This window comes from Streptomyces aureocirculatus (assembly GCF_000720475.1).
Taxonomy (GTDB): Bacteria; Actinomycetota; Actinomycetes; order Streptomycetales; family Streptomycetaceae; genus Streptomyces; species Streptomyces aureocirculatus.
Window position 1 is genome coordinate 89,204 of record NZ_JOAP01000024.1, and the last position, 11,955, is coordinate 101,158.

Consider the following 11,955-nt stretch of genomic DNA (forward strand, 5'->3'; position numbering starts at 1 on the left):
GCGCCTTTTCGCTGTCCGAGCCGGATGTGAGGTGACCTGGTGAGCCATCCCGAGCTGACCCCGCAGGACCTCCTGGCCGCGGGCCCCGCCGACCCCGGTGTCAACGACCGCCCCTGGCTGGTCCGCTGGGACCTGCTCGACGGGGCGGCGGGGGACGCCGGGGAGCTGGTGTCCCGGCTGCTCCCGCCGGTCCTGGACTTCCACACGTCCGGCACGACGGGACCCAGCGAGTGCTGGCGGCGCACCCGCGACCAGCTCTGGGCGGAGGCGGGCATGCTGGCCGAACTGCTGCGGCCCGAACGGCCCGGCGCCGTCCTGTCGTTCGCGCCGCCCCGGCATGTGTACGGGGCGCTCGCCACGCTGCTCGTACCCGCCCGGCTCCGGCTCCCGGTCTGGTACCGGCCGCAGTACTTCGGCGCCATGCCGCCCTCGCCCGGCGGCCGTTGGGCGGTGATCGCGGTGCCCTGGGCGTTCTCGGCGCTGCGCCGCAAACGTGCGTGGGTCGACGCCCGCGAACGCGTCGCCGTGCTCCACAGCACCGCGATGCTGCCCTCGGCCGCCCGTGACTTCGTCCAGGAGGCGGGCGGCGCGCGGGTCTCCGTACGGGAGGTGTTCGGGTCCACCGAGACGGGCGGCATCGCCTGGCGCCGGTGGGGGCCCGACGATCCGCCGTGGGACCTCTTCGACGACGTCGAGCTCGACCTCGGCGCCACCCCCGGCAGCCACGCCCCCGACACCCCCGTCCCCCTGACGGTCCGCAGCCCGCGGCTCGCCGCCAGGCCGGGGCACGCGCCGCTCGGCCAGTGGCAGACCTATGACCTCGTACGGCCCTGCGGGACACGCAGGTTCCGGTTCAGCGGCAGGCACGGACGCATCGTGAAGATCAACGGCCGCCGGGTGGACCTCGGCGCCCTGGAGCGCTCGCTGCGTGCCGTCGTCGACTGCGCGGACCTGGCGTGCCTGCCCGTCGCCGACGAACTCAGCGGCGAGCACCTGGAGCTGTACGTCGTGCCGCCGCGGGGCGGCCGCCTCGACCGGGCCCGCGTACGCGCGCTCGTCGCCGCACACGATCTCACCGTCCAGCCGCGCCAGGTGCACGTGGTCGACCGCATCGACCGGACGGACCACGGGACCGACCTCGTCGACCGGGCCGACCACGCAAGCGATCGCAGCGACCGGACCGACCGCGCCGCGACAGGACCCCCGCCCCCGACCCACCCCGCAAGCCCCGCCGACGCAGGAGCCGCCACATGATCACAGACGTAGCCGAGTCGCCGAAGGAACGTCTGGCGGACATCGTGCGCCAGGCCCGCCACGATGCCCGGCTGCGCCCGTGCAGCCCGCTGGAGGCGGAGCGCATGCGGGCGGGCGTCGACCGGCTCACCAGGGCCCTCGCTGACGAGGAGCAGGTGTACGGGGTCACGCGGGGCTTCGGTCCGCTTGTCGAGTACGCGGCCGCCGCGTCGGACACGGTCCAGGGCAGCGGGCTCATCGCCCACCTCGGCAGCGGCCAGGGGCAGCCGCTGTCGCCACCGGCGTGCCGCCTGGTGGTGTGGATACGGCTCAACAGCATGCGGCTCGGCCACTCGGCCGTGGCACCCGAGTTCTGGGACGGCGTCGCAGAGTTGTGGAACCTGGGCTTCACCCCGGTGATCCCGCGGGACGGCACGGTCAGCGCGAGCGGCGACCTGCAGCCCCTCGCGCACGCGGCACTCGCCCTCGCCGGACAGGGCGAGGCCTGGTCGCGCGACGAAGCGGGCGAGTGGCGGGTGCGTCCGGCCGCCGACGTCCTCGCCGCGCTCGGCGCCCGGCCGGTGACGTGGCGGGCCAGGCAGGCCCTGTCCTTCGTCAACGGCACCAGCGTGAGCCTGGCCGTCACCCTGCTCAACCACCGCGAGGTGCTGCGCCTGGCCCGCGCGGTCGCCGCGCTCACCGCGCGGGCGGTCACCCTGCTCGGCGCGAGTCCGCAGGCGTACCACCCGGGAGTCGGCCACGTACGCGGTCAGACGGGGCAGTCGGTCGCCGCCCGCTGGATCAGGGAGGACCTGCCGGACGGTCACCGCCGTGATCCGGCGCGCCCCCTGCAGGAGCCGTACAGCCTGCGGTGCGCGCCCCAGGTGATCGGGGCGGTCGTCGACCAGTTGTCCGTCCTCGAGGACATCCTGGTCCGCGAGGCGGTCGGCTGTACCGACAACCCGGTCTACTACGAGGGCGAGTTCCTGCACGCGGGCAACTTCCACGCGATGCCGGTGGGTCTGGCGTCGGACCAGATCGGCCTGTGCCTCCAGCAGATCGCCTTCCTCGCCGAGCGCCAACTGGCCCTGCTGTGCCTGCCCGAGACCAACGGCGGCCTGCCGCCCATGCTCACGCCGACGCCCGGCAGCGGCAGCGGGCTCGCCGGTGTGCAGCTCAGCGCCACCTCGTTCGTCGCCCGCATCCGCCAGCTCGTCTACCCCTCGGGCCTGACCGCGCTGCCCAGCAACGGCCTGAACCAGGACCACGTGCCGATGGCGCTCAACGGCGCGAACGCCGTGAGCGACGCCGTCGAGCAGGCCTGGCTGGTCGTCGGCTCCCTGGGCGTCGCGCTCGCACAGTACGCGGCGCTGTCGGGACGGGCCGCCGAGGAGCCGGGCACCTGGGCCGAACTGGCCGCGGTCTCACCGGCGCTTGCCGCCGACCGGCCGCTGGCCCCCGAGGTGCGCGCGGCGCGCGACGTCCTCGCGCGCCGGGCCGCGGTCCTCATCGAGCAGGAGGAGGAGAGCGCAGATGCTGGGTACGGTGCCTGAGGCGGCGGCCCGCGAGCCTGACGCGCGCGAAGAGCACGACCCCGGACCGCCCGCGGAGGCACGACGTCCCGCGATCCTGCGCACCGACGCCTGGCGCGACATGCTCCGCTATCTGCGGCCGCAGCGCAGGCTCATCCTCATCGGCGGCGGCCTGTCCCTGCTCGGCGGCTTCTCCGGCCTCGTCCAGCCCGTGATCGCCAAGTCCGTGGTGGAGAACCTGGAGTCGCGCTCACCCGTCGCGTCCGCGCTGATCGCCCTGACCGCCCTGGTCCTGGTGTCGGCGGTGGTGGGCGCGATCGGGACGTTCATCCTGATGCGGGTCTCCGAGTCGGTCGTCCTCAGCACGCGCCGCGAGGTCATCCGGCGGGTGCTGTGGCTGCGGGTGTCCGAGACGGACAAGATCACGCCCGGCGACCTGATGTCACGGGCCACCGCCGACACCACCCTCATGCGCAGCGCCGTGACGACCGCGATCGTGGAGACCGTCAACGGCGCGGTGATGCTGGTGGCGATCCTCGTCCTGATGGGCTTCATGGACTGGGTGCTGCTCCTGACGACGCTGGCCGTCGTGCTGCTCGGCGGCGTCCTCGTCGCCACCGGTCTGCCGCAGTTGGAGAGCGCCGCACGGCGCGCCCAGGAAGGCGTGGCCGAACTCAGCACGGCTCTGGAGCGGGCGCTCGGCACCTTCCGCACCATCAAGGCGTCGGGCGCGGAGGAGGCCGAGGCGGAGATCGCCGAGCGGGGCGCGCGCCGGGCCTGGCAGCACAGCCTCAAAGTGGCGAGGCTCGACTCCCTCGTCGGCGCCTTCATCACCGTGACCATCCAGGTGGCGTTCCTCGCCGTCCTCGGTGTCGGCGGCGCACGCGTCGCGTCCGGCGCGATGAGCCTGGGCAGCATGATCGCGTTCCTGCTCTATCTCTTCTACCTGGTGCCGCCACTTGGTGCTCTCGTCACCGCGATGATCCGGTTCAATGTGGTCGCCGCCGCGATGTCCCGGGTCGGTGAACTCCTCCGACTGCGGACCGAGCCGGAGAGTCCGCCGCCGGTGCGCCCCGGGGCGGGGCGGGACACGGCAGGGCGGGACACGGCGGGGCCCGCGTCGGTCACGTTCCAGGACGTCGTGTTCCGCTACCCCGGTGACGGACCGGCGGTGCACCACGGGATCAGCTTCGAGGTGCCCGCCGCCGCCATGACCGCCTTCGTGGGGCCCTCCGGGGCCGGGAAGTCCACGGTGTTCTCCCTGATCGAGCGGTTCTACGAGCCGCAGGGCGGCACGGTGCGCCTGGACGGCCAGGACATCCGCGATCTCGACCTCGGCGCGCTGCGCGGCGCCATCGGCTACGTCGAACAGGACGCGCCGGTCCTCGCGGGCACCATCCGCGACAACCTGTGCATCGGTATGCCGTACGTCGAGGAGAGCGAGCTGCGCCACGCCGTGCGACAGGCCCGGCTCGACGGCCTCGTCGACCGTCTTCCGCACGGCCTGGACACCGAGGTCGGTCACCGCGGCACCAAGCTGTCGGGCGGTGAGCGCCAGCGGGTCGCCGTGGCCCGTGCGCTGCTGCGCCGGCCCCGGCTGCTGCTCCTCGACGAGGTCACCTCGCAGCTCGACGCGCGCAACGAGAACGCGCTGCGCGAAGTCATCACCGGCATCACCGCGCAGACCACCGTCGTGGTGGTCGCACACCGCCTCTCCACGGTCAGCATGGCCGACCGGATCGTGGTGATGGACGGCGGCCGCATCCGGGCCGTCGGCACCCACGAGGAGCTGTTGAGCGAGGACGCGCTGTACCGCGAGCTCGCCGCCACACAGATGCTGCTGCCCGTGACCGAGCTCGAGGCGAGTGCCGCCCGTGCCGGCGACACCCTGGGAGAGCGCCCATGAGTATCCCGCCCAGCAGCATCGGCGCCGCCCGCGTCGGCGCCGCCCGCACCGGGGGCGCGCCGCCCGACGGCTTCGTCCTCGACACGCTCGGACCCGAGCCGGTCGGCCTCACCTATCTGGCCGACACGGTGCGCCGGTTCGCCGTCGAACGCGGCGACGCGCCCGCCCTGACCGTGCTCGGCGACCGCCGGGTGCGCGGCCGGGCCCGGCGCACCGACACCGTCGTGACGCTGACGTACCGGGAGGTGGACGAGCGGGCCAGGGCGGTGGCGGCCGAGTTGCAGGCCACGTGTCCGCCCGGCACGAGGGCGGCGGTCCTGTGCCCGCACGACGAGCACTATGTGGTCGCCTTCCTCGGCTGCCTGTACGCGGGCGTGATCGCGGTGCCGCTGTACGCGCCGGAGCTGTTCCGCAGCCAGACCCGGCTGCGCGCGGTCCTGCGCGACAGCACGCCCAACTGCGTCCTGACGACGGCGCCGGTGCGGTCCGCGGTGCGCACGGCCCTGGACGGCACCGGCCGCGGGTACGGCCCCGTGCTGCACGTCGACGAGGTCCCCGCGCACCGGGCCGAGAAGTGGCGGCGGCCCCCGGCGGCGCCCGACGACGTGGCGTACCTCCAGTACACGTCGGGGTCCACCGGCGCGCCCGCGGGAGTGCGGGTCACCCAGGCGAACCTGGCCGCGGCGGCCCATCAGATGCGCTCGCGCTTCATGCCGGCGCGCACGGCCGTGTCCTGGGTGCCGCTGTTCCACGACATGGGGCTGATCTGCGCCATCGCCAGCCCCCTCAGTGCGGGCATGCACATGGTGCACCTCAGCCCGATGGGCTTCCTGCACCGCCCCCACCGCTGGCTGCGGGCCCTCTCCGACTACCGCGCCGACTGGACGGTCACCCCCAACTTCGGTCTCACCCACTGTGTGCGCCGCGTCAGCGCGCGGGACGCGGCGACGCTGGACCTCAGCCGTCTGCGCGCCCTCGCCATCGGCGGCGAACCGGTGCACGCGCACGCGGTGGCCGCGTTCGTGGAGGCCTTCGCCGGTTCGGGGCTCGACCCACGGGCTCCGGTGCCGTGCTACGGCCTCGCGGAGGCGACGCTGTCCGTGACGATGACACCCAACGGCACCGGCGCGGTGGGCGGGCACTTCGACCGTGCGGCCCTGACCGCGGGCCGGGTGCTGCCGACGGCACCGGGCCCCGACTCAATGCATCTGGTGAGCAATGGCACGCCGGTGCCCGGGGTGGCCGTGCGGATCGTCGACCCGGCGACCGGAGAGGAGGTTCCGGGGCGGGTCGGCGAGATCCGTGTCAGCGGCCCCAACCGCACGGACGGGTACTGGGAGGCGCCGGAGCGGACGGCACGGGTGTTCGCCGACGGGTGGCTGCGGACCGGCGACTGGGGCTTCCGGCACGAGGACGGCCTCTACGTCGTCGGGCGCATGGACGACGTCATCATCGTCCGTGGCCGCAACCACTACCCGGAGGACATCGAGGCCACGGTCGAGTCGGTGGCGCCCGTGGCGGCGACGGCCGTCGGCGTGGCGGGCGACCCGACGGCGCGCCTGATCGTCCTGATGGAGGCCGACCCGGCGATGACGGCACTGCCCGCACCCGACCGGGAGGCCCTGACGGAACGCATCAGGCAGACGGTGAGCCGCCAGCACGGGCTCGCCGTCCACGACACGGTGGTCGTCCGCAGGGGGACGCTGCCGCGGACGACGAGCGGGAAGATCCAGCGCGGGCTTTGCAGGCGGCGTTACCTGGCCGGGGAGTACTCGACGCCGCGTACGAGCCCCTGACGGGCGATGCCGCGCACCAGCCGCTGCCGGACGATGCCTCGTACGAGTCCCTGACGGGCACGTTCAGCGGGTGCGCCGCCAGAAGACACCGACCCCGTCGATCTCCTCGATGGGGTCGGTGATGCCGTGCTCCTTGCGGTACTGGTAGACGGCGACCCGGCAGGGCGGCAGCGCCCGGTAGTCGTCGACGATCACATAGCCGCCGACGGACAGCTTCGGGTAGAGGTGCACCAGGGCGTCCATGGTGGACTCGAACAGATCGCCGTCCATGCGGAGCACGGCGAGGCGCTCGACGGGGGCGGCGGGCAGCGAGTCACGGAACCAGCCGGGCAGGAACCGCACTTGCCCGTCCAGGAGGTCGTAGCGGCGGAAGTTCTCGCGCACGGTCTCCTGCGAGACGCCGAAGACGTCATTGAAGCGGTACAGCGGCGCGAGGTCGTCGCCCGGGTACTTCTCCGGGTCCCCCTTGGGGATGCCCTCGAAGGAGTCGGCGACCCACACGGTGCGGTCCTTCACGTCGTACGCCTTGAGGATCGCGCGCATGAAGATCGTGGCCCCGCCCCGCCAGACCCCCGTCTCGATGAGGTCGCCGGGGATGTCGTCCAGGAGGACCCGCTCGACGCAGGCGTGCACGTTGTCGAGGCGCTTGCCGCCGATCATCGTGTGCGCGACGCGGGGTATGTCCCGGCCGCCGGACCGCAGTTCCGCGCTGTATTCGATGCCGGGCAGTCCGGCGTCGAAATCCTTGTCGCGTACCCAGCCGTGTGCGTTGTCCTGGTAGATGGTGTTGGCGACGACCTTCTTCATGAGGTCCAGATACAGCTCGCGGGAATGTGACTGGCCTCGGGAATGAGACAGATCGCGGGTTGGTGTGAGCACAGCGCCCCCCTCGTCGATTCCGGACGGAGAATCGACAGCAGTGTGGCACCGGCGCGTCCCGCCGGCGAGACAAAGCGCAGGGCGCTGACATATGGCGGGGCATATGGACGCGTTCTGAAAAGCGGAATCCGCGCACATGGTTGACGCCCGTCGGGTCCGGGGCAACGATGGCGGCACTCACCGGGAAAGCAGGATTTCATGACCATCGAGACGCCGAGGACGAGCGGGATGCCGAGGACGAGCAAGGCCATTCGCGTCGGTCGCCGCGTCGAGCTGGCGGCGGCAACCGCCGCTGATTACGAGCAATTCACCGAATGGCTGCGCCCCGAAGGTGATGTCGCGGCGCTGACCGGAGATGTCGCCGAGCGGGTCACGGTGGCGGCGCTGCGGGCCGACGCCGCGTCGGGCGCGCACTTCTGCACGATCCGCGGTCTGGACGGCGAGCGCCTCGGCATGGTCAAGTTCCATCACGTCGGCGCCGCGCAGGACACGACGTTCGAGCTCAGCGGCGCCATCGGAAGCAGCGACCTGTGGGCGCGCGGCTATGGCGCCGAGGGCTTCGGCCTCGTCGTGGAGCACCTCTTCGAAGATCTGGGCGCGCACCGACTGCAGTTCTGGGTGGGCCTCTTCAACGAACCGATGCTGCGAATGGTGATGCGCACCCGGTTCTTCGTCCTCGAAGGAGTCCTCAGGGAACGCAAGTTCTTCAAGGGCGAATATCACGACGTGGCCATGTGGTCCATGTTGCGCCATGAATACGAGGCGTTGTTCGTCCGCGGGGAATGGGACGGCGGACCTGGTCCGCACGCCTGGTTCGACACGGCGAGCGAGTCGAAGAGCACGGCCCGCAAGTCGCTCGCGGAATATCTCCGGCGGGCTCCGGCAACGGCCCTCACGCCATTCGCGGGCTGACCACGACCCGAACGTTCTTCGACCCCAGTTGATCGAAACCTCCACGAGGCGATCACCACGACGGCCGTACCGATTGCGGCCTGCCGATTCCAGGAATTCCGCTGGAGGTGTTTCGTGTCCGTGGACTGGTCCATCTACACCTTGACGGACCCGGTGTTCTTCGAGACCCCGGCGCGATCCGTCACCGCCGAGCACCTGGTGCCCGCCGGGTTCGCGCCGCTTCCCGACGGCTGGCGGCACACGGCCGCCCGCGTCTGGGACATGTACCGGCCGGGGCCGGCCGCCGAGGCCGACCAGGGCTGGAAGATCCATGTCTCGGCGACGTACGACAACGCCGCACAGGTCCTGGACATCGTCGCCGACCACTGTCTGCGGGACCGTGTCGCCTTCAAGCACCTGCGCAGCCGGGCCCTGCTCGACGCCATGAACTCCAAGTACGCCCCCCGCCCCGCGGGCGGCAAGATCATCGCCGTCTACCCGCGTGACGAGGACGCCTTCGAGCGCTGCGCGCACGCGCTCGACCGGAGCCTCGCGGGCAGCGCCGGACCGTACATCCTGACCGACTGCCGCTGGGGCGAAGGGCCCGTCCACTTCCGGTACGGCGCCTTCCGTGAACGCTGGTGCTGGACCGACGACGGCGGGCGTGTGCTCGCCCGCGCCGGAGCCGACGGACGCTTGGTACCCGACCGCAGGCGGCCCGCCTTCGAGCTGCCCGAGGGTGTGCCGGTGCCGGAGTTCCTGCGTCCGCACATCGACCGGCGCGCGGCCCCGAGTGGCGACTTCGGCTACGAGGTGCGGCAGGCGCTGCACTTCTCCAACGCCGGTGGCGTGTACGCCGCGGTGTGCCGCGACGACGGCCGCCGCGTGGTCCTCAAGGAGGCAAGGCCGCACACCGGCCGGGACGGCACGGGTCGCGACGCCACCGCGCGTCTCGCGCACGAGAAGGACGTGCTCGACCGGCTCGCCGCCGTCCCCGGCGTCCCGCGGGCCCATGAGCTCTTCGACTTCGGCGGCCACGGCATGCTGGCGATGGAGCACCTGGACGGCGTCCCGCTGCAACGCTGGATGGTGCGCCACCATCCACTGATCAACTGGGCCGCGCACACCCCCGACGGCCTGCGCGACTACGCCCGGCGCGCGGAGGCCCTGCACGCCGAAGTCGCCGCCCTGGTGCGGCGGGTGCACGCCGCGGGGTTCGTGTACGGCGATGTGCACCCGGGGAACGTGCTGGTGGCGGAGGGCGCCTTCGAGGGGGATGACATCGAGGCGTATGTCGGGGCGTATGGGGCCGGCGCGGCTCCGAAGGTGCGGCTCGTCGACTTCGAGATGGCCTTCCCCATCGCCGAGGACACCCGCCCCACGCTCGGCTACCCCGGCTTCACCGCGCGCCGCAAGACCGGCACGGCCGTCGACGAACACGCCCTGACGGTGCTGCGCCTCTGGCTGTATCTGCCCCTCGTGACCTTGCTCGGCATGTGCCCGGACAAGGCAGGACAACTCGCGGCCGTGGCCGCGCGCCTGTTCCCCCTGCCGGGCGACTTCGTCACATCGGTCACGGCGTCCCTCGCGGAGCCATCGGAGACGTCAGCTTCATCTACCTCATCGGCTTCATCGGCTTCATCGGCTTCATCGACTTCATCGGCTTCGTCGAAGCGACGGGCAGTCGGTGCGGTCGCCGACGTCCCCCTCGACATCGACCCCGCCGATCCCGCCGCCTGGGCGGCCGTACGTGCCTCCATGGCGCGCGCCGTCCACGCCACCGCCACGCCCGACCGTGACGACCGGCTCTTCCCCGGCGACCCGCGCCAGTTCAACGAGGCGCCAGGCGCCTTCGCGCACGGGGCGGCGGGCGTGCTGTGGGCCCTGTCCGTCGCGGGCGGTGAGCGCGACGCCACGTACGAGGAGTGGCTGTTGCGGGCGGCCCGCGCCGAGCACGTCAGGCCCGGCTTCTACGACGGCGCGCACGGCGTCGCCCACGTACTCGACCACCTCGGGCACCACGACGCGGCCAAGGACTTGGTCGACCGTGTCCGCGCCGGTGTCGAGGAGGCGACCGATGTGTCGCTGTACGGCGGCCTCGCCGGAGTCGGCCTCAACCTGCTGCACTTCGCCGCGGGCGACCCGGGGCACGCCTGGCTCAAGGACGCCCGCGAACTGGCGGCGCGCGTCACCGCCGCCCTCGACGACGGCAGGCCGCACGGCATCGACCGGGCCCGGGCGGCGGCGGGCACCCAGGGCGGTCTTTTACGCGGGTGGTCCGGCGTGGGCCTGTTCCTGCTGCGCATGTACGAGGCCACGGGCGAGGGCGCGTACGTGCGGCACGCGCTGCGTGCCGTGCACCGCGACCTGGACCTGTGCGTGCTCCGCGCGGAAGGCGCGCTGCACGTCGACGGGGGCTTCCGGTCACTGCCCTATCTCGACGTCGGCTCCGTCGGCATCGGCATCGTGGCCGACCTGCTGTGCGACCACTCGGACGACGCCCGGCTCCGCGACGCGCTGCCGGGGCTCGCCCTCGCCACGCACTCGCCACTCACGGTCGACGGCCAGTTGTTCAACGGGCGTGCCGGGCTCCTGTCGGCGGCGCACGCGCTGCGGCGGCACCTGCCCATGGCCGTCACCGACGGGGAGCCCGGCGCCGTGGACCCCGTACCCGCACGGCTGGCGGTCGCCCCCGTGCCCGAGCATCTGCGCGCCCTCCACTGGCACGCCCTCGCCCACCGCGGTCAGGTGGCGTTCCCCGGTCAGGGCGGGCTGCGGCTCTCCATGGATCTGGCGACCGGCAACGCGGGGGTCCTCGCGGCCCTGTCGTACGTCACGGCCGACGGCCCGCCCCCGCTGCCGTTCCTGGGCCGTGCGGTGGCGGAGCGTCCGCCGGGCGGTGCCGTACCTCCGCCGGCCGCGGCGGAGCACATGCTTCCGGCGGACGACCGCCGCCGGTTCCGCGCAGAAGACCCGGGAGGGGGTGACACCGCATGAACGTTCTGGAGCTTCAGGAGCTGGAGACGTCGACCCTCGACGACGAACTCCTCGGCAGCACCGGCAGCGTGGACTGCTGAGCCGTCAGGACAGGCCCCGGCGAGCACACGGAAGGAGGTGACATCGCATGAACGTTCTGGAGCTTCAGGAGCTGGAGACGTCGACCCTCGACGACGAGCTGCTCGGCAGCACCGGCAGTGTGGACTGCTGACCCGCTGTGACATCTCGATGAGACCGAGAGGGCCGCAGCGGCAGTCCACCGCGGCCGCCGGCCGGTCCGACTGAACCGGCGGTGGGGGGTCCCTGGACGCAGGGGACCCCCCACACACTCCGTCCGTGTCCTCAGGCGCCCGGCCCGACGACGTCGTCCCCCGCGCCCGCCGGGCCGCGCCTGTGCCGCTCGGCGAGACGGACCAGGGTGGGGACGACGTCGGCGGGGCTGGGCATGGCGAGCATGTCGGCGCGCAGGCGCCGGGCTCCCTCGGTGAAGGAGGAATCCGTGAGCATCCGCTCGACCTCGTGCGCGACCGCCAGGCCCCTGGCCAGGATCGGGGCGTCGATCTCCTCGGCGACGGCGAGTTGGGGTACCGCGTGCAGCGAGGTCGTGCCGATGGTGCCGAAACCGCCGTGGTGGACCATCACATCGCAGGTCGGCGCCAGCGCCGACAGCGGCACGAACTCCTCCACCCGCACCCGGTCCGCCACCACCCCCAGCTCCTCG

At 72.7% G+C, this 11,955-nt stretch carries 8 protein-coding genes; 6 read left to right on the forward strand and 2 right to left on the reverse strand.

What is annotated here, in order from left to right; genetic code table 11:
- The first annotated feature begins 39 nt into the window (after window positions 1–39).
- Genes IG78_RS0122890 through IG78_RS0122905 form a run of 4 tightly spaced genes read left to right on the forward strand, consistent with a single transcriptional unit; the run spans window position 40 to window position 6,467 of the window.
- Window positions 40–1,254 (forward strand): class I adenylate-forming enzyme family protein, encoded by a 1,215-nt coding sequence (locus IG78_RS0122890; protein ID WP_063760789.1) that lies wholly within the window; start codon window positions 40–42, stop codon window positions 1,252–1,254.
- Window positions 1,251–2,786 carry an aromatic amino acid ammonia-lyase gene (locus IG78_RS0122895; protein ID WP_031128481.1) on the forward strand — a complete coding sequence of 512 codons (1,536 nt, stop codon included), beginning with the start codon at window positions 1,251–1,253 and terminating at the stop codon, window positions 2,784–2,786. Before IG78_RS0122890 ends, IG78_RS0122895 begins: the two co-directional genes overlap by 4 nt.
- Complete coding sequence (locus IG78_RS0122900) at window positions 2,767–4,671, forward strand: ABC transporter ATP-binding protein (protein ID WP_078964871.1); 1,905 nt, start codon at window positions 2,767–2,769, stop codon at window positions 4,669–4,671. Before IG78_RS0122895 ends, IG78_RS0122900 begins: the two co-directional genes overlap by 20 nt.
- A complete protein-coding gene (locus tag IG78_RS0122905) occupies window positions 4,668–6,467 on the forward strand; it encodes a fatty acyl-AMP ligase (RefSeq protein WP_051852868.1) in 1,800 nt (599 codons plus the stop codon). The genes IG78_RS0122900 and IG78_RS0122905 overlap by 4 nt, the downstream gene beginning before the upstream one ends.
- Window positions 6,468–6,530: 63 nt before the next feature.
- Here IG78_RS0122905 and IG78_RS0122910 read toward each other — a convergent pair whose 3' ends face one another.
- The gene (locus IG78_RS0122910; RefSeq protein ID WP_225882003.1) at window positions 6,531–7,346 is read right to left on the reverse strand and encodes a TylF/MycF family methyltransferase; all 816 of its coding nucleotides are present in this window, start codon (window positions 7,344–7,346) and stop codon (window positions 6,531–6,533) included.
- A gap of 198 nt (window positions 7,347–7,544) precedes the next feature.
- Between IG78_RS0122910 and IG78_RS44230 the strand changes: the two genes are divergently transcribed.
- Both IG78_RS44230 and lanKC read left to right on the forward strand, forming a co-directional pair.
- Window positions 7,545–8,258: a GNAT family N-acetyltransferase gene (locus IG78_RS44230; protein WP_051915521.1), complete on the forward strand. Its 714-nt coding sequence runs from the start codon at window positions 7,545–7,547 to the stop codon at window positions 8,256–8,258.
- Between the two features lie 120 nt (window positions 8,259–8,378).
- Window positions 8,379–11,234 carry a class III lanthionine synthetase LanKC gene (gene lanKC / locus IG78_RS49370; protein WP_157855856.1) on the forward strand — a complete coding sequence of 952 codons (2,856 nt, stop codon included), beginning with the start codon at window positions 8,379–8,381 and terminating at the stop codon, window positions 11,232–11,234.
- A 342-nt stretch (window positions 11,235–11,576) separates the two neighbouring features.
- Here lanKC and IG78_RS0122935 read toward each other — a convergent pair.
- A partial coding sequence (locus IG78_RS0122935) for a nucleotide disphospho-sugar-binding domain-containing protein (protein WP_347400157.1) occupies window positions 11,577–11,955 on the reverse strand: 379 nt, incomplete at its 5' end.

Bases quoted from the DNA above. Each gene is read 5' to 3' on its own strand.
- IG78_RS44230 (WP_051915521.1), top strand. From the start codon at position 7,545: ATGACCATCGAGACGCCGAGGACGAGCGGGATGCCGAGGACGAGCAAG.
- IG78_RS0122895 (WP_031128481.1), top strand. From the start codon at position 1,251: ATGATCACAGACGTAGCCGAGTCGCCGAAGGAACGTCTGGCGGACATC.
- IG78_RS0122900 (WP_078964871.1), top strand. From the start codon at position 2,767: ATGCTGGGTACGGTGCCTGAGGCGGCGGCCCGCGAGCCTGACGCGCGC.
- IG78_RS0122905 (WP_051852868.1), top strand. From the start codon at position 4,668: ATGAGTATCCCGCCCAGCAGCATCGGCGCCGCCCGCGTCGGCGCCGCC.